The sequence below is a fragment of the Companilactobacillus crustorum JCM 15951 genome, assembly GCF_001434585.1.
In the GTDB taxonomy this organism is placed as follows: Bacteria; Bacillota; Bacilli; order Lactobacillales; family Lactobacillaceae; genus Companilactobacillus; species Companilactobacillus crustorum.
In genome coordinates this window covers 13,560-36,785 of the sequence record NZ_AZDB01000004.1, presented here as the reverse complement: position 1 = coordinate 36,785, position 23,226 = coordinate 13,560, and the positions used below count along the sequence as shown (strand labels likewise).

The window sequence follows — 23,226 nt, the reverse complement described above, 5'->3', positions numbered from 1 at the left end:
CTCTAATGTTTGAAGTGTCTTCTGCCAGTGAAGACCATTGCAATTCCATGTTCATTTGCCATATCAATCGAATCTTGATCCTTAATAGAACCTCCTGGTTGAACAATAGCTGTGATGCCATGCTCAGCCGCATATTGAACACAATCATCCATTGGGAAGAAAGCATCAGACGCCATGATTAATGGTGTATGTTGGTCAGCTTGTTCTTCTTGTTCAATAGCAATCTTCACTGAACCAATTCGATTCATTTGACCAGCACCGATACCTAGTGTCTTATCTGTTGTAGTAATAACAATGGCATTACTCTTAACGTGTTTAACAATTTGTTGACCAAATAATAAAGCTTTCATCTCTTCAGCAGTTGGTTTCTTTTCAGTAACAACTTTAAATTCACTTAATTGATCAACCGTTGTATCTCTTTCTTGAACTAACAAACCACCCATTACTGAAACATATTCGTACTTGTCAGCATCTTTAGCTTTTGAAAAGTCCAGCGTCAAAAGTCTAATGTTTTTCTTAGCTTCTAGAATCTCCAAGGCCTCGGCAGTAAAACTAGGAGCAATTACAATCTCTAAAAATATCTTGTGCATTTCCTCAGCGATTTCTTTGGTAACTTCACGATTGACGGCAACGATTCCACCGAAAATTGACATTGTATCGGCAGTATAAGCTTTTCTCCAAGCTTTATAAATTGATTCATCATCAACACCTACGCCACATGGATTCATATGTTTCAAAGCGGCCACACATGGTTGACTAAAGTCAGAAACAATTCTTAAGGCAGCATCGGCATCTTTGATGTTGTTGAAAGAAAGTTCCTTACCATGCAATTGTTTGGCTGAAGCAATGGAGTATTCGCTTGGCATAGCACTCTTGTAGAAAGCAGCTTTTTGATGAGAATTTTCACCATATCTTAATTCTTGATGATAGTCATATCCGAGTACTTCAACGTCTGGAAATTCATCTCCATTTAAATCGGTTAAATAATGGGCAATGATACTGTCATATTCGGCTGTATGACGGAAAGCTTTAGCTGCTAAACGACGTCTTAGAGTTACATCATCTTCGTCTGATTTAATACTTTCAAGTACAGTTTCATAATCATCAGCATCAATCACTACATAAACACTCTTAAAATTCTTAGAAGCTGAACGAATCATTGAAGGACCACCGATATCAATCTGTTCAATAGCCTGTGCCGGAGTAACGTCAGTTTTAGAAATAGTTTCTTTAAAGGGATACAAGTTAACACAAACTAAATCAATAGTTTGAATATTTAATTTCTCTAAAGTTTTCATGTGTTCAGGATTATCGCGTTTAGCCAATAAACCTGCATGCACCATTGGATGAAGTGTCTTTACTCGCCCATCTAAAATTTCAGGAAATTTAGTTACCTCGTCAATTTCAGTAACTTTAACGCCATTTTCTTGTAGTTTTTTATATGTACCACCGGTTGAAATGATTTCAAAATCATTGGCAATTAATCCTTTAGCAAATTCAACTACACCTGTTTTATCTGAAACACTAATCAATGCTCTCTTCATTATTTATCTCCATTATTTTTATTTAATAGATCAAGAATTACTTGCCGATACATCTGATGTTCAGTCTGATGAACCCGGGCTTCTAAGGTAGCTTCAGTATCATTTGTTAATCGAACTACACGACACTGTTTAATAACTGGGCCTGTATCGACCCCTTCATCAATATAATGAATCGTTACTCCTGTCACAGATTCATTGGCTGCATAGGCTCGTTCAATAGCTTCCAAACCTGAATATTTAGGTAAAAGTGAGGGATGGATATTAATAATACGTCCGAGATAAGCCGACAAAAGCACTGGTGTGACAACACGCATGTAACCAGCTAATAAGATATATTCCAAATTTAAAGAACTGAGCTTTTCAATAATCGCTTGTTCATATAATCCTCGATTAGAATAGTCTGATAATTTAATAATAAAAATCGGAATTTGATACTTTTCAGCTCGCTTAATTACATGTGCATTGGGTTGATCACAAACCAATAATTTAATTTCTAGACCGGCTTTTTTCAATTCATCTGATCCGGCAATAGCTTCAAAATTGCTACCATTGCCTGAAGCAAAAATCGCTACTTTCACAATTTTTCTCCTTTCAAAATCAGCTTTTCCTCTTTATTAGAAACAACCTCACCAATCGTATAAGCAATAGTTTCATGACGATTCAACTGTTCTAATACTGCTATTTCATCTTCTGGTGAAACTGCCAGTACCATTCCAATTCCCATATTAAAAATATGATACATATCAGCCAATTCCAACTGACCATATTTTTGTAAAATATCAAAAATTTTCATTTGGGGCCAAATATCAACGTTGATTTCAGCAGCCGCTTTCTCTGGTAACATTCGTGGAATATTTTCATAAAAACCACCGCCAGTAATGTGTGACATCCCCTTAATTAAATGCTGTTCTAATAAAGGAACTATATCTTGCACATAAATTTTAGTTGGCGTTAACAACAATTCGCCTAATCTTTTTTCTGGCATCTCTTTCAAATAACTTTCTACTGTAAAATTATTATCTTCAAAAAAGATTTTTCTAACCAGTGAGAAACCATTTGAATGCAAACCACTGCTTGTTAGGCCAATTAAAACATCACCGGTTTTCAAATTAGATTTTTTCAAAAGATCTTTTTTTTCACTGATACCCACAGCAAAGCCAGCAATATCATAATCCTTAGCTTCATAAACACCTGGCATCTCAGCTGTTTCGCCACCATCCAAGGTGATTTGTGCCTGCTGGCATCCTTCAATGATGCCTTTTAAAATTTCTTCAATTTTTTCGTCGGTTTTACCAGTTGAAATATAATCCAAAAAATATTGTGGAATAGCACCCTGAGCCAAAATATCGTTAACACACATGGCTACGCAGTCGATCCCAATCGTATCCCATTTTTTTAATTCAGTTGTTAATAATAACTTAGTCCCAACACCGTCGTTTCCCGAAACTAAAACGGGCTGCTTAAAACCTGTAGGAATTTCGTAAATACCTCCGAAATTACCGATATTACTGTTATCATTCGTATTTTTTTTAATAAATTTGGAGATCTTGTAGCCTGATTCAACATCAACACCTGCGTCTTGATAGGGATTAGACATTTTACTCCTCCTTATTTTTTAGACTCATAGTCATAGAGATAAGTTGGATAATCGCCATTAAAATATGACATATCCAAGCCCGAATATGGAGCATCTGCTTTCAATCCGATAGCGTCAATCAAACCGTCTTCACTCAAGAATTTCAACGAATCTGAACCAAACATCTGATTCATTTCTGCCACGCTCTTATGTGCAGCAATAAATCTAGGGGAGGCAATTCTTAAATGGACTTCAGTTGCTCCTGCATCTTTTAACAATTGCACAATATAAGCACATGTAGTCCCTCGAACAATTGAATCATCAACCAAAATTACACGTTTTTCACGGACTACGCCTTTAACTGCTGCTAACTTTTGTCGAACGCTCTTCTCTCGCAACTCTTTTGTTGGTTGAATAAATTCTCGACCCATATATTGATTTTTAATTAAGCCCATTTCATAAGGCAACCCACTAGCTTCAGCATATCCACTAGCTGCCGACAATGACGAATTAGGTACCCCTACGACGATATCTCCTGGTGCTGGCGACTCTTTGGCTAAATTAGCTCCCATTCTTTTTCTAGCCGAATGAACATTAATTCCCAAAATATCTGAATCTGGACGTGCAAAATAGATAAATTCCATTGAACAAATAGCTAATTTAGTGTCAGTTGTCCAATGGTCAATTTCCATTCCTTTATTACTAATTGTAATCAATTCTCCTGGTTGAACATTTCTGATCAGGCTAGCTCCGACAGCATCTAAAGCACAGGTCTCGCTGGCAACTACATAACCGCCATTTTCTAACTTACCAATCGATAAAGGACGAAAGCCATGCGAATCAAGAGCTACAATCATTGCATTTTTAGTTAATAAAATATATACAAAACCACCTTGAATTTTATTGAGGGCTTCAATCATCTTTTCATGGAAAGTTGGCGCGTTGGAACATTTAATTAAATGAACTAACACTTCAGAATCAGAACTAGACTTAAAAATATGTCCTTTTTCTTCTAATTCTTTTTTTAGCGTTACTGCATTAGTTAAATTGCCGTTATGAGCTAAAGCAATTTGGCTATCCGTAAAATCAAATAGTAATGGTTGAACGTTTTCGATTTTATTTTCGCCAGCCGTCGAATAACGAACATGTCCAATAGCTGAATTTCCCACTAAGCTGTTGAGATTCTCTTTCTTTGAAAAAACTTGAGTTAATAATCCTAAATTACGATAGATTCTTAATTTTTGACCATCATTTGAAACAATTCCAGCTCCTTCTTGACCTCGGTGTTGAAGACTGTGAAGCCCTAAATAAGTTAAATAATTAGCGTTCTCGGCTCCCCAAACTCCAAACACACCACATTCTTCGTTTAAACTTTTTACATCATTAAGCACGAAATCGCCTCTTTCCAATCATTTTTAACTAATTTTTCATCCAATGAAAACGTTGTATCTCTAGTCGTAACAGTGAATTGTTGATTGTTTGTCACTCGTCCTAATAATTCAAACTCTTCCTGAACTAATTTTTCGAAACTACCTTGATTCTCAGGCTTAACAGATACCAAAAAGCGTGATTGTGTTTCGGAAAACATTTGAGCTGCCGATAATTCAGTTTTAACTGTAAAACCAAGGTCATTTTCAAATGCTGATTTGGACAAAGCGATTGCTAATCCACCTTCTGACAAATCATGACAACTTGCTAACAAGTTTTGATTAATAGCTTGACGCACAATGTCTAGATGCAATTTTTCCTTCTTAAGATCTAAGTCACGTAAATTACCTTTTAATTGTCCAAGTTGTTCCATCTGTAATTCAGAACCATTGAAATCATCTGCAGTTTGACCAATTACATAAATTAAATCATCCGCAGCTTTAAAAGCACTTGTAGTTAATGTCTCAATATCTTCAATTAATCCAACCATCCCTATCATGGGACTCGGATAAATAGCTACATCGTTATATTCGTTATAAAGCGACACATTTCCTGAAATAACTGGCGTATCAAGCACTTCACAAGCTGTCGCTATTCCTTCAACACTTTTATCCAATTCCCAGAAAGCTTCTGGGTTCTCTGGATTCCCATAATTTAAACAATCCGTTACACCAATTGGCAGTCCACCACTAGCCACAATATTACGAGCTGCTTCCATAACGGTAATTTGTCCACCAACAAAGGGATTTAAATAAACATACTTCGAATTACTGTCATTAGTCATAGCAATGGCTTTTTTTGTACCTTGAATTCTAACTACCCCTGCATCGCCTCCAGGACGAACCAGTGTATTAGCTTTGACTTGTGAATCATAGGTTTGATAAAAATGTTTTTTACTAGCAATATTAGGTCGAGTTATCATCTTCATCCAGGTATCTTTTAATGAAGTGATTTCAGGCACAAAATGATAATTTTTATCATCAATCATCCGTTGTGGTTGTTTCTCTGGACGATCATACTCAGGTACATCTTCAGTCAAACTATCAACTGGAATATCTGTTACCAATTCGTCGTGATGATAAATTTTATATTGTCGATTGTCGGTAGTTACTTGACCAATTACCACTGCATCTAATTCAAAATTCCGGAAGAAATCTAAAACGTTCTCTACATATTCTGGTTTTACGCAAAGTACCATTCGCTCTTGAGATTCAGAAAGCATCATTTCATATGCCGTCATTTCAGTTTCACGTTGCGGAACTTTATCAAGATTCAAAACTAAACCTGATCCGGCCTTTGAGGCCATTTCTGCAGTAGATGAAACTAACCCAGCTGCACCCATATCCTGAATTCCTAAAATCCATTCAGAATGCTTTTCAATAATTTCAACACAAGCATCCATCAAAAGCTTTTCTATAAAAGGATTCCCAACTTGGACAGCGGACCTTTGCTTGTTATTAGTGTCCGTAAATTCATCTGAAGCAAAAGTTGCTCCATGAATACCATCCCGACCGGTTTTAGCACCCACATAAACAATCAGATTCTTATCGCCGCTGGCTGTTCCATGCTTAAAATCAGTGTTATTCAAAATTCCCACGCACATAGCATTTACCAATGGATTATGTTCATAACAACTTTCAAAACTAATTTCGCCACCAACAGTTGGTAAACCAATGCAATTTCCATAGCCGCCAATACCCGCAACCACTTCATTAACCAGATGTTTAGTTTGACCATTTTTTAAAGGTCCGAATTTTAAACTATTTAACAATGCAATAGGTTGAGCTCCCATTGAAAAGATATCTCTAATAATTCCGCCTACTCCAGTGGCTGCACCTTGATAAGGTTCCACTGCTGAAGGATGGTTGTGACTTTCAGCTTTAAAAACTACCGCTTGATTATCGCCAATATCTAAAATTCCAGCATCTTCCCCTGGACCTGCGATAACACGAGAACTTTTATTAGGCATTTTTCGCAAGACTTTTTTGAATTCTTATAAGAACAATGCTCGCTCCACATTACAGAATACAATCCTGTTTCAGTATAATTAGGTAAACGTTTAAGAATTTGATCACTGATAAGTTGATATTCCGAATCAGTTAGACCCCATTGTTGATAGATTTTTTGATCTTTTATTTGTTTTGCCGTTGGTTCAGTCATTAGTTATTCACCCTTTGATAATTAATTATTGATTGGAACAACTTCAAGCCATCATCAGAACCTAGGATCTTTTCTAATGCCCGTTCGGGGTGAGGCATCATTCCCAGAACATTCTTTTGCTTATTAGTAATGCCGGCAATCTGATCGATACTGCCATTAATATTTTCTTGATATTGAAAAACTATTTGATCATTTTGTTTTAATTCCATCAAAGTTGCTTCGTCGCAGTAATAGCGTCCTTCGCCATGAGCTACTGGAATATTGATAATTTCACTTGCTTGATAATCACGAGTAAAAATTGTTTGATTATTAATAACTTTTAAATCAACATTTTCACAGATAAAACGACTTTTTTCGTTAGGAATCAAAGCTCCCGGCAAAAGACCTAATTCAGTTAAAATTTGAAAGCCATTGCAGATTCCCAAAACCAACTTACCTTCATCAGCAAAGCGGATTATTTCCTTAACGATAGGAACATGTGCTGCAATCGCTCCACTTCGAAGATAATCACCATATGAAAAGCCTCCAGGAATTAAAACTCCATCGAATCCCTCAAGACTCAAAGCACGATAATCAACTAGTTCAACTTCTTGCTTAATTCCATTTTTAATTGCGTAATAAAGATCCATATCACAGTTAGAACCCGGAAAGTTAACCACTGCAAACTTCATTTATGCCTCCTCCGTGATCTCGTAATGATAAGTTTCAATATTAGGATTTGCTAGTAATTCATCACAAATGGCATCGACATCATGTTCTAAGTTTTCGTAATCCTCAGAAAAATTAAGTTCAAAGTATTTTCCCATATGAACACCAGTTAATTGGTTGTATCCCATGGTATTAATAGCTGATTTAATGGCCTCGCCTTGAGCATCTAGTACGGAATCCTTCAAAGTTACATAAACTTTAACTAATTTCATAATTCTCTCCTATTTGTCTTGTAGTCGTTTTAAAACTGCTTGATAAGTCTTAACTAAATCCCCTTCGTGCTTTCGGAAAACATCTTTATCCATTGAATGATGATCTTTTTTATCCCAAAGGCGGCAATTATCAGGTGAAAATTCATCTACCAAAATAATCTCATCATTAAAGCGCCCATATTCCAGTTTAAAATCAACTAAATCAAAGCCAGCTTGATCAAAGAAGGGCTTCAAAAGTTCATTTACTTCTAGTGTCATCTTTTTGATATATGCAAGTTCTTTTTCGTTAGCAATTTTTAATGCCTGTATTTGGGATTCATTAATGAAGGGGTCATCTAATGCATCGCTCTTGTAATAAAATTCAATGATTGGTTCGACCAGTCTTTGTCCCGCTTCTACTTGAAACTTTTTAACTAAGGAACCGGAGGTAATATTTCTTAAAACAACTTCCAATGGAAATACTTGAGTTTTCTTTACTAGTTGTTCGTGATCAGAAAGATTTTTAACTAAATGCGTTTTAATACCATTTTTAATCAGATAATTAAAAACTAATTGGGAAATCTGACAATCCAATGTACCCTTGCCTGGTAAAATTTCTTTTTTCTTACCATTTAAAGCTGTAGCTTGATCTTTGTAGACAATCAAAACTTCATCATTGTTTTCTGCTTGATAAACATTCTTAGCTTTACCTGTATAAAGCAATTTATTTTCTATCAATATTTACACATCCCAAATTGAATTATTTTCAATACTTTGTTTTGTCACAGTTAAATCAGTACTTAGAATTGTTATATGACCCATCTTGCGATTTTCTTTAACGGCATCCTTACCATAATCATGAAAATGCCACTCTGGATGATTAATTAAATCTTGCTTGGCATTTTCTAAATGTTGACCTAAGAGATTGACCATTGCCGCTGGCTTTAGTAATTCAATCTCAGGCATAGCCAGATTACAAATTCCACGAATATGTGCATCAAATTGAGAAATATTACAAGCCTCAATAGTTAAATGACCGGAATTATGTGGTCGCGGAGCGATTTCGTTTACGTACACTTCGTCATCCGTCGAAATGAAAAATTCAATACACATTGTTCCAACCAACTCGAGCTTTTCAGCTAAAGTCTTTCCAACTTGATAAATATGTTGTTCGGATTTTTCGCTAATAGCAGCAGGACACGTACTTAAATGCAGAATATTGTGTCGATGAATATTCTCAATAATTGGAAAAATCGACTTCTGACCATCGCTATTAGCAGAAACAACCACTGAAACTTCTTGTTTCAAATCTATTTTCTTTTCTAACATGCAGGGACCTTGCATAAGCAAATGCTCGATATCGGCATAACAAACATTTTCGGGATCTTCGATCAAAATTTGTCCCTTGCCATCATAGCCGCCTCGAATTGTTTTCAAAATTACTGGGGCTCCCAATTTTTCAACTCCACGATGATATTCAAAGATATTTTCAATTACTACATGCGGTACTGCTTGAAAACCACTGGCAGTAATAAAATCTTTTTCAGAAATTCGATTCTGAGTCACACTTAAGGCCTTTATCCCCTGAGGTACTCGAGTGTATTTTTTAACCTCATTGATAGCGTCGGCATCAACATTTTCAAACTCATATGTCAAAACATCGCAAGCTTTTGCTAATTCAATCAATTTATCTAGATCGTTGTATTCAGCTACAATTTGCCCGTCCGACACTTGAGCTGCTGGACAATCTTCTTGTGGATCTAAAATAATAACTTTATAACCCATTTCCTTAGCCGAAAATGACATCATTTGTCCCAATTGACCACCACCAATAATGCCAATTGTTTTACCTGGTAATAGCGCTTTATTCAAATTTTTCACCACTCTCAATTGAAGTATCATGCATTGCTTTGACATAATTATTTAATGATTTTCGATAAGAATCATTCTTCAAAGCACAAATTTTTGTTGCTAAAATAGCAGCATTTTTAGCACCGGCTTCTCCAATCGATACTGTTGCTACAGGAACTCCTGCGGGCATTTGAACAATGGAAAGTAAAGAATCGATTCCTTTTAAATAACGTGAAGGAACTGGCACACCAATAACCGGCAAACTAGTTGAGGAAGCTATCATACCTGGCAGATGTGCTGCTCCTCCAGCACCAGCAATTATTACTTGAAATTTTTTTTGTGCGTTTTTAGCAAAATCTAGCATCTCTTGCGGTGTTCGATGCGCCGAAACCACTTTAGTCTCATAACTCACGCCCAATTCAGTTAAGACGTCTAGCGTATTCTGCATAACCTTTAAATCTGAAATTGATCCCATGACAACTGCTACATCACACATTAACATTTCCACCCTTTCGTTCTTTTGTATTCAAAGTTTATCAAGTATTCAAATTTCTTTCAATGATAAATGCGCATATTTTTCGTTTTTATTTTATTATTGTTCGTATTTACCGATTACATTTTTTATTTAATACTTAAAAAGTCTAAAAAAATTTGCTATTAACGTACATTTTATAATTTTGCATAAAAAAATAGGCATTACATATATAAAAATATATGTAATGCCTATTTGGACTAAACTACTTATTATTCTTTTGTGAATTCTTCATAGTATTCATCAACTGATTGAGTTTCTTTTGTGATGGTTTTTGTCCCATTTGAGCCATCATTTGTCTGATCATATCAGCACTGATTGGTGGATTATCTTGGAAGTATTTCTTCATATACCATCTAGCAGCAAAGAAACCGCCGACTAAACCAACTAATAAAGCTAAAACACCAACGACTATTGTTGTTCCCATTTATGTTCACCCTTTCCATACATCTATTAATATTACAAAAAAAATCACGTAATTGGAAGACTAATCGTCACGTAATCCCTTTTTACGTTGAATTTCTCGTACTTTTTCGGGAGTTACTTCTTTTCCGTTCTTATCAAAAACTTTAGTCATCTCTATTTGTGATCTAAAACTCTCACGGAAGTTCTTCAAGAATTCTTTACGCAGCTCTGCTTGTTGATCTTCCTCTTCCTTAGTAATTGTGCCATCTTTGGCTTTATGAGCTAATTCGTTAATTTTTTTGAGCAATTTTTCTTGTTCGTTCATAATTTAACAACTCTCCCCCAATTCAATCGAACACTTGTTTGAACTTGCATTCATATTTTGATACAATCTATTTAAGATATTAACAATGAGGTGTTCTAATGTCAAAAGCTGAAGGCTCTAAAAAGTCACAAATTTTACAATGTATTTATGATTATTTAGACGAACATGGATACCCGCCTACTGTTAGGGAAATCTGCGAAGCTGTAGATTTATCTTCCACATCAACGGTTCACGGTCACCTGTCTCGTCTTGAAAAAAAAGGATTTATCCAACGTGATCCTACCAAACCACGTGCCATTGAAATTACTGGTGCTGGTTTGAATTCCATTGGTATTAAATCTAAGCAAATTCCAATTCTAGGTGCAGTTGCTGCTGGTCAACCAATAACAGCTGAAAGAAATCCCGATGGCTATTTCCCAATCCCACCTGATCTAAATCGTGAATCTGGAGAATTATTTATGCTAGAAATTCATGGTGAAAGTATGATCAATGCCGGCATCTATGATGGTGACCATGTTATTGTGCATGAACAAAATTTTGCTAATAATGGTGAGATCATCATTGCTATGACGGAAGACATTGAAGCCACTTGTAAAAGGTTTTATCAAGAAAATGGACATTACCGCCTACAACCTGAAAACGATACAATGGACCCAATCATTTTGGACAACGTCGAAATTCTTGGCAAAGTTGTTGGATTATATCGTTCACAAATTTTTTAACCAGAACAAGTCACCCAATTGTCGGGTGGCTTTTTAATTTAAATATTATTCGTCAATATTTAATCATCTTTATCAAAATAATTCAAATATAAAAAGTCTTTTTAAGGAGTCAGCATGACTGAATTTTATTTTATCCGCCACGGACAAACCAAAGCTAATGTTTTAAAAATGAAACAAGGGAATATCAATACCGAAATTACCCATTTAAATACTAACGGTCAAAAGCAAGCCCAACATTTAGCCGATAATTTTGATATTAGTTTTGCTGATCGTATAATTTGTAGTCCTTTAAAACGAGCTCAACAAACAGCAACAATCTTAAACCAAAAACCGCAATTGCCTATTACTTATGACAAACGTCTGCGAGAAATTTCTTACGGTTCCTGGGACGGTCAAAAAAATGCTGATCTAAAAAAACTTCATCCAGATGCTTACAATGATTATTGGAATGATGTTTTACCGCTTTATACCCAATATGCTACTAATGGTGAGAGTTTCAACGACGTTATCAAGCGCGTAAATAATTTTCTAAATGAAAATTCTCAAAAATATCCAAATGAAAAAATCATCTGCGTTACTCATGGTTTTACAGTCAAAGCTACAGCTTTGAGTATTTTAAAACCACAAGATGTTATGAGTTTACCTGAACCGAGAAATACTAGTGTAACTAAAATTATTGCTTTAGCTGATAAAAAAGAATTCTACGTGGAATATTACAACCAAATTTTTTAAAAATTCAAAGTAAAAACAACTAATGACTTCTTTTATTACAGTCATTAGTTGTTTTTATATACATTTAATAAACTAATCCAACTTCAATCAGCTGACTTTAGAGCCTCCTTGACCACCCACATAACAGTTTGACTATGATTTAAATGCTTCTCTGCTGCTTCTAAGTCATTTTCTCTAATAATCCGTTCAAACTCTACAAACTCTTGATACATGCGGTGTGGATAGATATTATGGTTAATTTTTTCAAGCAATTTATCATTGTCATAAACATTGAATGAATCCATCTCATTAGTAGGACCATTTACCACAATTGACCCCTTATTACCTTGAATAACTGTTCTAATAGGTGCTGTTGAATCTTTTGCACCAATTGCCACTACTTTAGTGGTTCCATAATTTAAAATCAGCATACCAGAAGTGTCGATTCCGCGTTCAATATTCGGCAAGTATTCTACCTGCTCAGGCTTACCTAATAGACCAACGATCAAATGAATATTATAAATATTAATATCCATCAAAGCCCCGCCACCTTTTTTAGGATCAAAAACTGGTAAAATTTCACCCGCTCTAAAGGCGTCATAGCGTGATGAATATTGTGAATAATTGCTTTCAATTATCTTTAAATCACCGATATCAGGCAATTTCTTTTTTAAATCTAAATAATTCTGTAAGTACTGATTAGTGATGGCCTCTAATAAAACTAATTGATTTTTTTCAGCTAAAGCTTTTAAATCTAAAAATTCTTCATATTTAACCGTAAAAGGTTTTTCGGAAATAACATTTTTACCTTGCTCAAGAGCTTTTTTGGCAAAAGTATAATGAAGAAAATTTGGTACTGCCACATAAACTGTATCAAAATCTCCAGTAGCCAATGCAGTATCAAAGTCAGTAAAGACTTCGTTAATATGATACTGATCCTGTAATTGATTTAAAACATCTTGACTGTGTTTTGTACCAATAATAGCTGTCAATTCTGTGTCTTTTAGGTCTTTCGTAATTGTCAAAAAGTCGTGTACAATTTTACCCGATCCAATAATTGCTAATTTCATTATTATCACCCCTACTCTTTTTTCGTATGCAAGTTTATTTAAACACGTTATGATAGTAATAATAGTGAATTTACATATTTCGAAAAATTGTTCCATAGACAATCCAACTTTATCCTCAAATGTTGGAATATTTTTTCAAATTTAACGAAGGATATCTATAATGACAATAATAAAACAATTAATTTCAGCTGATAATTTTAATGGTTCGGAAAAAGAAATCGCCCAATACATCCTTCAGCATAAGGAAAGCGTCCTAAATCAATCGATCCAAAAATTAGCCACTGAAACCTTCACTTCTACCTCTACAATTGTTCGACTCTGTCGCAAAATTGGATTAAAAGGTTACAAAGATTTTAAAATAGCCCTCTCTGCAGAGTTACAACGCTCATATAATGATATCTCTACTGTTGATCCAGACTTTCCCTTTACCGAAGATGACTCTAATAAGGAAATTGCTCAAAAGTTACTAGATGTCATGAAAAATTCTTTGACTCAAACTAGCGAATTACTCACTAATGATTTATTAGAAAAGGCTGTGCGTTATATTTTTGAATCAAATAAACTAGGACTTTTTGCTTACGGCGATACTTATGTACCTGCCTTGAGTTTTCAAAATAAATTGATGAAAATAAATCTTATGCCGACACTGCCAATTTTATTTGGTGAGGATAATTTTCTGGCAACTAATTTTCAAAAAAACGACTGTGCTATTCTAATCTCATATAGTGGTCGTAGCAAAAACACTTATCAAATAGCTCGAATCCTCCGCTTAAACGGATGCAAAATTATTACCATTACAGCTAATAAAAATTCAGAGATTGCCAAATTAAGCGACCTGATCCTTCCAGTTGCCAACTCTGAATCAAGTACCGTCAAAATTTCACCTTTTGCTTCTCAGGTTGCCATTGAATATGTTTTGAACACTCTTTATTCATGTTTATTTGTAGCTAATTATGACGATAATCAAAGACATCGCCTAGCTTCCGAAAAATTATTTTCTGATTCTAGATTTACCAAAAATAAAAAATAAACCTTAATCCTCTTCTGAGAATTAAGGTTTATTTTATGAAGTTCAATTTAACTATTCAGTATTAATTAGATGTCGCGACGACGTTCCTTAATACGAGCAGCCTTACCTGTACGAGCACGTAGGTAGTAAAGCTTGCTACGACGTACACGACCATGTCTGATAACTTCGATTTGTTCTACACGAGGTGTGTTTAGTGGGAATGTTCTTTCAACACCAACACCATTACTCATCTTACGAACAGTGTATGTAGCACTGATTCCTGAGCCATGTCTCTTAATTACGACACCTTCGAATAATTGGATACGTTCGCGGCTACCTTCAACAACCTTAGCATGGACACGAACAGTGTCACCACTACGGAAGTCAGGAATGTCAGAACGTAATTGTTCTTTAGTAATATCTTGAATTAATTCATTCATAAATAATTTCTCCCTGCCGACACTCTTATATGTCTGTGACACACAGCGGAATATCGTTAATATGTGTATTCAAACACTCTTAATATGATACTTTATTTAAACTCGATTGTAAACTAGTTATTTTGACGAATCTTATGTAAAAGCTTTTTTTCTTCATCAGTTAAGTCTGCCCCTTCAAGCAAGTCAGGACGACGTTCTAATGTTTTCTTTAAAGCCTGTGTAAGACGCCAGAGACGAATCTTTTCATGATCGCCACTAGTTAATACTTCCGGAACCTTTTTACCACAGAAATCAGCCGGACGTGAATACTGAGGGTATTCCAATAACCCATTGGAGAAAGATTCCTCCTCAGCAGAAAATGAATTGCCTAATACACCGGGAACGAACCGTAAAGTAGCATCAATCATACTCATTGTTGGCAATTCGCCACCTGTCAAAATATAATCGCCAATAGAAACTTCATCAGTCACTAAGTCTTTGACACGTTCATCAAAACCCTCGTAATGCCCACAGATAAAGACCAACTGATCTTCTTGAGCAAAATCACGAGCCATCGCTGTATTAAAAGTCTTTCCAGCTGGATCTAAGAGAACAACTCTTTTCTTACCAGGCTTCTTTTTTTCAACATAGTCCATAGCATCATAAATTGGTTGGGCTTGTAACAACATACCTGCTCCACCACCATATGGTGCATCATCGACATGATTTTGTTTATTAGTCGTAAAAGCACGAAAATCAACCACGTCAATGTTAACTAATTCTTTTTCTTGGGCTTTTCCAATCAAAGATTCATTTAGAGCCTGAAACATTCTTGGAAAAATACTTAAAATTGTAATATCCATTAGTCTATCAATCCATCCGGTATTTCAACTTCGACAACTTGGTTATCAAGGTCAACTTTTTTAATAACATCATCAATGTAGGGCAACAAGATTTCTTTGTATTTAGGACTCTTAACTACCCAGACATCATTTGAGCCCAGTTCCATAATTTCAGTAACTTTACCAACTTCGCCTAATTCTTTGTCGACTACAGTCAAACCAATAATTTGCTTATAAAGAAATTCCCCTTCGTTGAGGTCAGAAACTTCCTCGCCATCAGCAAATAGCTCTGATTTAACATATTTTTCAACATCATTGATATTATCATAGCCCTTTAATTTCAAAAGTATAAAACTTTTATGGGGACGTGAAGATTCTACTGTAAATTCAAGTGTCTGATCTTTATTCTTTAGATAAAGTTTAGCACCTGATTTAAAACGATCCTCAGGAAAATCTGTAATTGGAATGACTCTTAATTCGCCTTTAATACCATGTGTATTGACGATTGTACCAACTCGATATAATTTTTCGGTCATTTTTCCTCCGTGTATAAAAATAGGACCATGACTAAGTCCGGTCCCATCAAAAATTACTATTTTGTAAACTTGCTTTCGTGGAACTTTTGCATAATTCCGTGTTGTTTCAATAAGTGACGAACGGTATCTGAAGGTTGTGCACCTTTGTTTAACCATTCAACGATCTTGTCATCTTCTAGTTTAATTTCTTCTGGTTGTGAAATTGGGTTGTAGTAACCAACTTGTTCGATGAAGCGGCCATCACGTGGTGAACGTGAATCTGCAACAACCAATCTATAAAATGGGCGTAACTTTGAACCCATACGTTTCATTCTAATCTTAACTGACATATGTTTGTTTCCTCCTAAATACTTAACTTTGTTAGTATACACAAAAAAATAAGTGCTGTAAAGTTTTTTTCTTTACAGCACTTATTTTTTTTATGATTTAAAGCGTTTGATCTTCTTTAAACGTTTTTTCTTATTCTTCTTAGCCTTACGAACCATAGAATGCATAGCCATCTTACCCAGACGTCCTTGCATGCCGTTGCCCATTAATTGATCCATACCAGCCATGTTACCCTTACTCATCTTATTCATCATATCGCGTGATTGCTTAAATTGCTTGATCATTCTATTAACGTTTTGCACGCTTTGACCAGAACCACTAGCAATTCTACGACGACGTGAAGGATTCAACAAATCAGGATCTTCTCTTTCGGCAGGTGTCATAGAATAAACAATTGCCTTCAAATGAGCAATATCTTTTTCACCAATATTAATATTAGCTAATTGAGGATTATTGGCCATACCTGGAATCATCTTCATAATTTCATCCAAAGGACCCATTTTTTGGATCTGATCCATTTGATCGATAAAATCATTAAAATCAAAACTATTGGCACGAATCTTTTCAGCAACTTCTTTGGCTTGCTTTTCATCGTAATCAGTCTGGGCTTTTTCGATCAGAGTTAACATGTCACCCATACCTAAGATACGGTTAGCCATACGATCAGGGTGGAAAACATCTAATTGATCAAGTTTTTCACCTTGACCAATAAACTTAATTGGCTTACCAGTTACGGAACGAATTGACAATGCCGCACCACCACGAGTGTCACCATCTAACTTCGTCAAAACAACCCCAGTGATATCAAGTTGTTCATCAAATCCTGCGGCTACTTTGGCAGCTACTTGACCAGTCATTGAATCGGCTACGAACAGAATTTCATCAGGATGAGCTAATTCCTTAATTCGTTTCAATTCATCCATCAACTGCTCATCAATTTCCAAACGACCAGCAGTATCAATAATGACATAATCATTTTTGTTTTCTTCGGCTACTTTTAAACCGTTCTTAACAATATCGACTGGATCAGGTTCAGTTCCTTCGTCATATACTGGTACATCAAGCTGTTGACCGATAGTCTTCAATTGTTCAACGGCAGCAGGACGATAAACATCCGCAGCGATGAATAATGGACGCGCCTTTTCCTGTGTCTTTAAGCGGTTAGCTAACTTACCAGCTGTGGTAGTCTTACCAGCACCTTGAAGACCAACCATCATAATAATCGTTGGAATATGTTTTGATTTATTCAATGGAACTGCTTCTTGTCCCATTAAATTCGTTAGCTCTTCATCAACAATTTTGATAACTTGTTGTGAAGGCGTCAAACTCTCCATTACTTCGGAACCTAAAGCACGTTCCCTAACTGTCTTAACGAAAGTTTTTACGACGTCGAAATTAACATCTGCTTCCAATAAAGCCATACGTACTTCACGCATTACTTTACGGACATCTTCATCGGAAAGTTTACCTTTGCCTCTTAACGAAGAGAAAACTTTTTGTAAACGTTCGCTTAATCCTTCAAAAGCCATACTTTTCTCCTACATTTCATTTATTTTGGTAATTCTTTTTACTAATTTTAATAATTCAGTATCATCTGCATACTTAGTTTGAACTAGTTGATCCAACTTTTCAGCAATATCGTCGATCTCTTGTGTTTTTTCAACTAAACTCAATTCTTTCTCAAACGATTCTAACAAATTAACCGAACGATGCAAATTATCTAAGACTGCCTGTCGAGAAACCTGTAACTGTTCAGCAATTTCACTAAGTGAAAAATCTTCAACATAATAGAGATCCAGATAACGACTTTGTTTCTTGGTCAAAAGTGAGTGATAAAAGTTATATAAAAGATTCACACGTGTGGTTTCATCTATATCCATAACTATTTATTGGAGGCTCCAACAATCAATTCCTTGAATAATCCATAAATGAATTTCTCAGGATCAAAGTCACGTAAATCATCCATCTGCTCACCTAAACCAACTAACTTAACTGGAATATGCAATTCATTTCGAATTGCTAAGACAATTCCACCTTGAGAACTACCATCTAATTTTGTCAAAACAATTCCGGAAACTTCAGTAGTTTCGTTGAATTGCTTAGCCTGGCTCAAAGCATTTTGCCCTGTTGAACCATCTAATACCAACAATACTTCTTGAGGTGCTTCTGGCAATTCACGAGTAATAACTCGTTTGATTTTTTCCAGCTCACGCATCAAGCCCTCTTTATTTTGTAAACGACCCGCAGTATCGACCAATAAGATATCAAAATCCTCATCAATTGCTCGTTGAACAGCATCATAAACTACTGATGCAGGATCAGTGTGAGCCTTACTTGCTTGAACAGGAACGCCATCACGTTTCCCCCACTCTTGCAATTGCTCAATTGCTCCCGCTCTAAAGGTATCTCCAGCAGCCAAAAGAACTTTCTTACCTTGTTGTTGATATCTATGTGCCAATTTACCAATAGTTGTGGTTTTACCAGCACCATTTACCCCAACAAATAAGAAGATAGTTGGTGTTTTATCAGTACTGAACTTCAAGGAATTGTCTTCCTCTTTGCCTTCTTCGCCATACATATCAACTAATTTCTTTACAATAACATTCGATACATCGGAACGCTTCTTAGCATTTTCTAACTTAACTTCCTCACGTAATTCATCAGAAATACGAACAGCAGTCTCATAACCAACATCAGATTCAATGAGAAGTTCTTCCAAATCATCGAAAAAGTCTTCATCAACACTTCTAAAGTTAGCTAAAAAGCGATTAAATCTGGCACTAAAGGAATTTCGACTTTTCTTTAAACCTTCATCGTATTCCTTAACGTCATCTTTTTCTTCAGTCTCGGTTGCTGATTCCTCAGGTACTGACTCTTCTTGAGTTTCATCCGACTCCAAAACCTCATCAGTATCTTTAATTTCAGCAACGGGTTCAGACTTTTCTGGTTCAACAGTAGGTTTTGCTTCCTCAACAGGCTTTTCAACTGGTTGCTCCGTTTCATCAGCTTCAACCTCTGGTTCAGCACTTGGCTGTGCTGTTTTCTCTTCTGGAGCTTCTTTCACAGGCTCTGGCTGGGCTTCGACTTCAGGCTCAGGTTCTACTGGCTCTTCTTTAGAGACAGTTTCAGGATTAGAGACTTCCGTTGATTCTTCCGAAGCTGAATCAGTGGCCGTTTCATCTACCTTAGTTTCAGGTTCTTCTGATTGATTGGCTTCTTTTTCAGGTTCATTTTGTTTCTTTTCTAAATCTTTTTCCTCAGAATCATCTTTACCAGTAAAAGCTTTTTTAATTCGATCAAATAATCCCATTATTAACTCCTAATCTTTGACATTTACTGAAAGCATCCTGGAGACACCAGACTCTTCCATAGTAACTCCATACAAACGGTTCACATTCATCATTGTACCTTTACGATGGGTAATAACGATAAATTCAGTATTATCATCATATTGATTTAAATAATTAGCAAAGCGATAAACATTCGCATCATCTAAAGAAGCTTCAACCTCATCCAAAATACAGAATGGAACTGGCTTAACTTTGATAATAGCAAACAACAAAGTAATGGCTGTTAAAGCTTTTTCACCACCAGAAAGCAAACTTAAACGTTGGAATTTCTTCCCTGGTGGTTGAGCAATAATCTCAATTCCTGATTCTAACAAATTATCTGGTTCAGTTAGAACTAATTTAGCTCGACCACCAGCAAACATCTCTGGGAAAATCTCCTCAAAAGCTGCAGCCACCTCATCAAAGGTCTTCTTAAATCTTGTCGTAACCTCTTTATCCATTTCAGACATTGTATCGAGCAATTGAGCCCGTGCCTGCAATAAATCATTTTGTTGCTGCGTTAAAAATTCATAACGGTCTTTAACCTTATCATATTCAACGATTGATGAGAGATTTACCTCGCCTAATTCTTCAATTCCCATCTTCAACAAACGTGCTTCTTTTTGAAGTTCTTCTGCATCATAATCAGTCTTCTTCAATTCTTGCAACGAAGCTTCATAAGTCATCTGATATTCCTGTGACAAGGTGTCCAAACGACTATCAATTTGATTAGAGAATTTAGTATTTTGAATTGCTAATGACTCTTGTTGATCTGAAGCATTTTTTTGTAGATCAAAATTACGTTGAGCTTTTTCATTCAACTGACTAGCCAAAAGCTGTTGCTCAGCACGTTTGGCTTTTAAATCAGTAACCGCCCCTTGCAACTGTTTAATTTCAGCTTGATTCTCAGCAATACGTTGCTTGATTTCAGTATTACTCAATTCCAATTGATTCTTCTGTGAATCTAGATCAGCCAACTGGGTCTTAATATCAACAATTTGTTCATCTACCTGCGAAGCTGTTTCCTGTAAATAATTATTTTGATCAGCTTCATTAGCATGATTACTTTTAACAACAGCTAATTTGGTTTGTAAAGTCTGTTCTTGAGTATTAATTGAACTTAACTCGGCATCAAAATCCGTCAACAATTTTTGTTTTTGATCAATTTCAGCTTGAATCTTTTCAATCTCAGCTTTAATTTCAGTAGCTTTTTGAGTTTGTTCTTTCAAATTACTTTCTAATTCAGTTTGTTCAGACTGGCTCTTAGAAAGATTGTATTTAATTACATCTAAACGTTCACTGAAATGCTTAGTCTCATTTTGATAAGTAGAAATCTCGTTCTCAAAATGACTCTTTTGTTGATTAAATTTAGCCAACTTCTCATCAACAGTTTTCTTTTCAGCATTATACTGTACCAACTGTTCACGCAAATCTTGGACCATTTTCTGCTTCTGATCCATCAACAACTCTTGTTTAGAAAGTTCCTTAGTTAGAGATACTAGTTCATCTTTTCGCGTCAAAATACTTGAATTAACTCGACGTTGTTGACCACCAGTTAAGGAACCACCAGCGTTGACTACATTTCCATCCAAAGTAACGACACGGTATTTTCGATTAACTGCAGCTGAAATTTTTGTTGCGTCATTAATATCTTTAGCAATTAACAGATTACCCAAAATATTTTTAACAATATTCTCAACTCGAGAATCATATGAAACTAAATCGCTAGCGACCCCAACAAAACCTGCAACCATTTCCGCTTTGTTCAAATCATTAGCATAAATATTTCTAGGTTGAATGATACTCATTGGCAAGAAAGTTGCTCGACCGCCCCGGCTCTGTCTCAAAAAGGCAATTGCTTGCTTTGCCACCGTTTCATCTTCAGTCACAATCGATTGTAATTGATTGCTGACAACCGTTTCAATCGCCAACTGATATTCCTTAGGAACTGTAATCAATTCAGCTACAGCTCCAACGATACCTTTAATTTGAGTAGCATTATTCAGAACATTCTTTGCACCTTCAAAAAATCCAGCATGCTCCTGTTCCATATTCTCTAAAACTCTCTTACGGGCTTTGATTTCTTGTAAATTCTCTAAAATCTTTAAGTAATTACTATTTTCATTCTTGCCCGTTTCAGTAATCTCTTGAATTGCTTGTGTTAATTTTTGATTGCGTTCTAATAACGACTTATTATCATCTATTAGTTTTTTAATTTGTTGATCAATCGACTGATTATCCTTTTTGGAATCAGCCAAATTAGTTGTAATTTCTTTCAATTGACCATTTTGTTCATCTAACGTAGCTTCTACACGATCTAATTGCCGTTGTGAAAATTTCTGTTCGTTATTATTTGAAACTTGATCTTGTAACAAATTGACATAATTATTTCTTAACTCAACAATATTATCTTGAATGTCTGCTGGAGTTTTTTTCTTCAACTGTTGGATGTCTTTGAGTTTTTGTTCAAACTCTTTGATCTGCTTATCGCACTCCGCCAATTTTTGATTGGAATCCGCCAATTTTTTCTCATTAGCTAGCTTCTGTTGCTGCAAACTGCTAAGTTGATTGTTTAAAGTCGACTTAGTAGTTGTATTAAAGCCATTTCGTTCATCAGCCACCGCAATTTTACGATTATAAATTTCTAAATTCTTAGTTGTCTCAACCAATTTGACCTGTTTTTCATCAATCTGGTTTGTCAGATCTTGAACGGAAGCATTATTATCTTCAACTTGTTTATTAGCAGTTTTTACCTGTTGCGAAATATTCTGCAGACTTAATTTAACCTCACGCAAGTCTTTTTCAACTTGATGCTTTTGACTAGAGAGATTCTTAATTTCAATTGTTAAAATCTTTTGGTAGATGCTATCATATTTACCCTTTTGTTCCTTATAATCACGGGCAATACTAGCTTGCTTCTTGAGTGGTTCAACTTGCTTAGATAACTCTGACACAATGTCAGAAACTCGATGCAAATTATCAGTTGTTTCAGCTAATTTATTTTCAGCTTGTTGCTTCTTTTGCTTAAATAAGGCAACTCCAGCAGATTCTTCAATAATGCTTCGTCTCTCTACTGGCTTGCTATTAAAGATTTCTTCAACACGGCCCTGAGAAATAATTGAGAACGATTGCTTACCCATTCCAGAATCCATAAATAACTCAGTAATATCACGTAAACGACATTGCTTATTATTGATCATAAATTCTGTATCGCCATTTCTGAATAATCGGCGACAGATTACAATATTATCTTGATCTGATTTTAATTCCTTATTGTGATTATCGAACTCTAAAACTACTTCAGCTCGATTCATTTGGGAACGAGTTGCACTTCCAGCAAAAATCACATCGACCATTTTGTCTCCACGTAAACTCTTTGCTGACTGTTCCCCCATTACCCAACGAATGGCTTCAGTAATATTTGATTTTCCACTCCCGTTGGGTCCGACGATACCAGTGATTCCACTTGTGAAATCAATTTTCGTCTTATCAGCAAATGATTTAAACCCATTGATCGTTAATGATTTTAACGGCATAAACT

General features: G+C 35.5%; 23 protein-coding genes and 1 pseudogene. 3 read left to right on the top strand and 21 right to left on the bottom strand.

Annotated elements, in window-relative coordinates; translation table 11 throughout:
* Positions 1 to 2: 2 nt before the first annotated feature.
* The 12 genes and pseudogenes from purH to FD26_RS01960 form a co-directional block, all read right to left on the bottom strand.
* Positions 3 to 1,544: a bifunctional phosphoribosylaminoimidazolecarboxamide formyltransferase/IMP cyclohydrolase gene (purH, locus tag FD26_RS02015; RefSeq protein ID WP_186809282.1), complete on the bottom strand. Its 1,542-nt coding sequence runs from the start codon at positions 1,542 to 1,544 to the stop codon at positions 3 to 5.
* The gene (gene purN / locus FD26_RS02010; protein ID WP_057866767.1) at positions 1,544 to 2,122 is read right to left on the bottom strand and encodes a phosphoribosylglycinamide formyltransferase; all 579 of its coding nucleotides are present in this window, start codon (positions 2,120 to 2,122) and stop codon (positions 1,544 to 1,546) included. Before purN ends, purH begins: the two co-directional genes overlap by 1 nt.
* Complete coding sequence (purM, locus tag FD26_RS02005) at positions 2,119 to 3,141, bottom strand: phosphoribosylformylglycinamidine cyclo-ligase (protein ID WP_057866766.1); 1,023 nt, start codon at positions 3,139 to 3,141, stop codon at positions 2,119 to 2,121. Before purM ends, purN begins: the two co-directional genes overlap by 4 nt.
* An 11-nt stretch (positions 3,142 to 3,152) precedes the next feature.
* The gene (purF, locus tag FD26_RS02000) at positions 3,153 to 4,511 is read right to left on the bottom strand and encodes an amidophosphoribosyltransferase (protein ID WP_057866765.1); all 1,359 of its coding nucleotides are present in this window, start codon (positions 4,509 to 4,511) and stop codon (positions 3,153 to 3,155) included.
* Positions 4,496 to 6,708 (bottom strand): annotated as a pseudogene (gene purL, locus FD26_RS01995) (phosphoribosylformylglycinamidine synthase subunit PurL). Before purL ends, purF begins: the two are co-directional and overlap by 16 nt.
* Positions 6,708 to 7,379: a phosphoribosylformylglycinamidine synthase subunit PurQ gene (gene purQ, locus FD26_RS01990; RefSeq protein WP_057866764.1), complete on the bottom strand. Its 672-nt coding sequence runs from the start codon at positions 7,377 to 7,379 to the stop codon at positions 6,708 to 6,710. The pseudogene purL and the gene purQ overlap by 1 nt, the downstream one beginning before the upstream one ends.
* Positions 7,380 to 7,628: a phosphoribosylformylglycinamidine synthase subunit PurS gene (gene purS, locus FD26_RS01985; RefSeq protein ID WP_057866763.1), complete on the bottom strand. Its 249-nt coding sequence runs from the start codon at positions 7,626 to 7,628 to the stop codon at positions 7,380 to 7,382.
* A 9-nt stretch (positions 7,629 to 7,637) separates the two neighbouring features.
* Positions 7,638 to 8,342 carry a phosphoribosylaminoimidazolesuccinocarboxamide synthase gene (purC, locus tag FD26_RS01980; RefSeq protein ID WP_057866832.1) on the bottom strand — a complete coding sequence of 235 codons (705 nt, stop codon included), beginning with the start codon at positions 8,340 to 8,342 and terminating at the stop codon, positions 7,638 to 7,640.
* Positions 8,343 to 8,348: 6 nt separating this feature from the next.
* Positions 8,349 to 9,488, bottom strand: a complete 1,140-nt coding sequence (purK, locus tag FD26_RS01975) for a 5-(carboxyamino)imidazole ribonucleotide synthase (protein ID WP_307724353.1) — start codon at positions 9,486 to 9,488, stop codon at positions 8,349 to 8,351.
* Entirely contained in the window at positions 9,472 to 9,954 is a 483-nt protein-coding gene (gene purE, locus FD26_RS01970; RefSeq protein ID WP_057866761.1) for a 5-(carboxyamino)imidazole ribonucleotide mutase, read from the bottom strand. Before purE ends, purK begins: the two co-directional genes overlap by 17 nt.
* Positions 9,955 to 10,195: 241 nt before the next feature.
* Complete coding sequence (locus tag FD26_RS01965) at positions 10,196 to 10,417, bottom strand: YneF family protein (protein WP_057866760.1); 222 nt, start codon at positions 10,415 to 10,417, stop codon at positions 10,196 to 10,198.
* A 60-nt stretch (positions 10,418 to 10,477) separates the two neighbouring features.
* Positions 10,478 to 10,720, bottom strand: a complete 243-nt coding sequence (locus FD26_RS01960) for a DUF896 domain-containing protein (RefSeq protein ID WP_057866759.1) — start codon at positions 10,718 to 10,720, stop codon at positions 10,478 to 10,480.
* Between the two features lie 98 nt (positions 10,721 to 10,818).
* Here FD26_RS01960 and lexA point away from each other — a divergent pair, with 98 nt between their 5' ends.
* Both lexA and FD26_RS01950 read left to right on the top strand, forming a co-directional pair.
* On the top strand, positions 10,819 to 11,442 hold the full coding sequence (gene lexA / locus FD26_RS01955; protein WP_057866758.1) for a transcriptional repressor LexA: 624 nt from the start codon (positions 10,819 to 10,821) through the stop codon (positions 11,440 to 11,442).
* 114 nt (positions 11,443 to 11,556) lie between these two features.
* Positions 11,557 to 12,174, top strand: a complete 618-nt coding sequence (locus FD26_RS01950) for a histidine phosphatase family protein (protein ID WP_057866757.1) — start codon at positions 11,557 to 11,559, stop codon at positions 12,172 to 12,174.
* An 83-nt stretch (positions 12,175 to 12,257) separates the two neighbouring features.
* Here FD26_RS01950 and FD26_RS01945 read toward each other — a convergent pair whose 3' ends face one another.
* The gene (locus FD26_RS01945) at positions 12,258 to 13,223 is read right to left on the bottom strand and encodes a Gfo/Idh/MocA family protein (RefSeq protein WP_057866756.1); all 966 of its coding nucleotides are present in this window, start codon (positions 13,221 to 13,223) and stop codon (positions 12,258 to 12,260) included.
* 160 nt (positions 13,224 to 13,383) lie between these two features.
* Here FD26_RS01945 and FD26_RS01940 point away from each other — a divergent pair, with 160 nt between their 5' ends.
* On the top strand, positions 13,384 to 14,253 hold the full coding sequence (locus tag FD26_RS01940; RefSeq protein WP_057866755.1) for a MurR/RpiR family transcriptional regulator: 870 nt from the start codon (positions 13,384 to 13,386) through the stop codon (positions 14,251 to 14,253).
* A 65-nt stretch (positions 14,254 to 14,318) separates the two neighbouring features.
* Here FD26_RS01940 and rplS read toward each other — a convergent pair whose 3' ends face one another.
* The 8 genes from rplS to smc form a co-directional block, all read right to left on the bottom strand.
* Entirely contained in the window at positions 14,319 to 14,672 is a 354-nt protein-coding gene (gene rplS, locus FD26_RS01935) for a 50S ribosomal protein L19 (protein ID WP_057866754.1), read from the bottom strand.
* Between the two features lie 113 nt (positions 14,673 to 14,785).
* Positions 14,786 to 15,514, bottom strand: coding sequence for a tRNA (guanosine(37)-N1)-methyltransferase TrmD (trmD, locus tag FD26_RS01930; protein WP_057866753.1), 729 nt, complete (start codon positions 15,512 to 15,514; stop codon positions 14,786 to 14,788).
* Positions 15,514 to 16,029, bottom strand: coding sequence for a ribosome maturation factor RimM (rimM, locus tag FD26_RS01925; protein ID WP_057866752.1), 516 nt, complete (start codon positions 16,027 to 16,029; stop codon positions 15,514 to 15,516). The genes trmD and rimM overlap by 1 nt, the downstream gene beginning before the upstream one ends.
* 56 nt (positions 16,030 to 16,085) lie before the next feature.
* Complete coding sequence (rpsP, locus tag FD26_RS01920; RefSeq protein ID WP_057866751.1) at positions 16,086 to 16,358, bottom strand: 30S ribosomal protein S16; 273 nt, start codon at positions 16,356 to 16,358, stop codon at positions 16,086 to 16,088.
* A 90-nt stretch (positions 16,359 to 16,448) separates the two neighbouring features.
* Entirely contained in the window at positions 16,449 to 17,885 is a 1,437-nt protein-coding gene (gene ffh, locus FD26_RS01915; protein ID WP_057866750.1) for a signal recognition particle protein, read from the bottom strand.
* 9 nt (positions 17,886 to 17,894) lie between these two features.
* Complete coding sequence (gene ylxM / locus FD26_RS01910; RefSeq protein WP_057866749.1) at positions 17,895 to 18,236, bottom strand: YlxM family DNA-binding protein; 342 nt, start codon at positions 18,234 to 18,236, stop codon at positions 17,895 to 17,897.
* 2 nt (positions 18,237 to 18,238) lie between these two features.
* Positions 18,239 to 19,666, bottom strand: coding sequence for a signal recognition particle-docking protein FtsY (gene ftsY / locus FD26_RS01905; RefSeq protein WP_057866748.1), 1,428 nt, complete (start codon positions 19,664 to 19,666; stop codon positions 18,239 to 18,241).
* Positions 19,667 to 19,675: 9 nt separating this feature from the next.
* A complete protein-coding gene (gene smc / locus FD26_RS01900; RefSeq protein WP_057866747.1) occupies positions 19,676 to 23,221 on the bottom strand; it encodes a chromosome segregation protein SMC in 3,546 nt (1,181 codons plus the stop codon).
* Positions 23,222 to 23,226: the final 5 nt, after the last annotated feature.

Excerpts from the sequence above, each read along its gene's own strand:
- purH (WP_186809282.1), bottom strand. The coding sequence starts at position 1,544 with ATGAAGAGAGCATTGATTAGTGTTTCAGATAAAACAGGTGTAGTTGAA.
- purM (WP_057866766.1), bottom strand. The coding sequence starts at position 3,141 with ATGTCTAATCCCTATCAAGACGCAGGTGTTGATGTTGAATCAGGCTAC.
- purQ (WP_057866764.1), bottom strand. The coding sequence starts at position 7,379 with ATGAAGTTTGCAGTGGTTAACTTTCCGGGTTCTAACTGTGATATGGAT.
- purS (WP_057866763.1), bottom strand. The coding sequence starts at position 7,628 with ATGAAATTAGTTAAAGTTTATGTAACTTTGAAGGATTCCGTACTAGAT.
- purE (WP_057866761.1), bottom strand. The coding sequence starts at position 9,954 with ATGTGTGATGTAGCAGTTGTCATGGGATCAATTTCAGATTTAAAGGTT.
- FD26_RS01965 (WP_057866760.1), bottom strand. The coding sequence starts at position 10,417 with ATGGGAACAACAATAGTCGTTGGTGTTTTAGCTTTATTAGTTGGTTTA.
- FD26_RS01960 (WP_057866759.1), bottom strand. The coding sequence starts at position 10,720 with ATGAACGAACAAGAAAAATTGCTCAAAAAAATTAACGAATTAGCTCAT.
- lexA (WP_057866758.1), top strand. The coding sequence starts at position 10,819 with ATGTCAAAAGCTGAAGGCTCTAAAAAGTCACAAATTTTACAATGTATT.
- FD26_RS01950 (WP_057866757.1), top strand. The coding sequence starts at position 11,557 with ATGACTGAATTTTATTTTATCCGCCACGGACAAACCAAAGCTAATGTT.
- FD26_RS01945 (WP_057866756.1), bottom strand. The coding sequence starts at position 13,223 with ATGAAATTAGCAATTATTGGATCGGGTAAAATTGTACACGACTTTTTG.
- FD26_RS01940 (WP_057866755.1), top strand. The coding sequence starts at position 13,384 with ATGACAATAATAAAACAATTAATTTCAGCTGATAATTTTAATGGTTCG.
- rplS (WP_057866754.1), bottom strand. The coding sequence starts at position 14,672 with ATGAATGAATTAATTCAAGATATTACTAAAGAACAATTACGTTCTGAC.
- trmD (WP_057866753.1), bottom strand. The coding sequence starts at position 15,514 with ATGGATATTACAATTTTAAGTATTTTTCCAAGAATGTTTCAGGCTCTA.
- rimM (WP_057866752.1), bottom strand. The coding sequence starts at position 16,029 with ATGACCGAAAAATTATATCGAGTTGGTACAATCGTCAATACACATGGT.
- rpsP (WP_057866751.1), bottom strand. The coding sequence starts at position 16,358 with ATGTCAGTTAAGATTAGAATGAAACGTATGGGTTCAAAGTTACGCCCA.
- ffh (WP_057866750.1), bottom strand. The coding sequence starts at position 17,885 with ATGGCTTTTGAAGGATTAAGCGAACGTTTACAAAAAGTTTTCTCTTCG.
- ylxM (WP_057866749.1), bottom strand. The coding sequence starts at position 18,236 with ATGGATATAGATGAAACCACACGTGTGAATCTTTTATATAACTTTTAT.
- ftsY (WP_057866748.1), bottom strand. The coding sequence starts at position 19,666 with ATGGGATTATTTGATCGAATTAAAAAAGCTTTTACTGGTAAAGATGAT.
- smc (WP_057866747.1), bottom strand. The coding sequence starts at position 23,221 with ATGCCGTTAAAATCATTAACGATCAATGGGTTTAAATCATTTGCTGAT.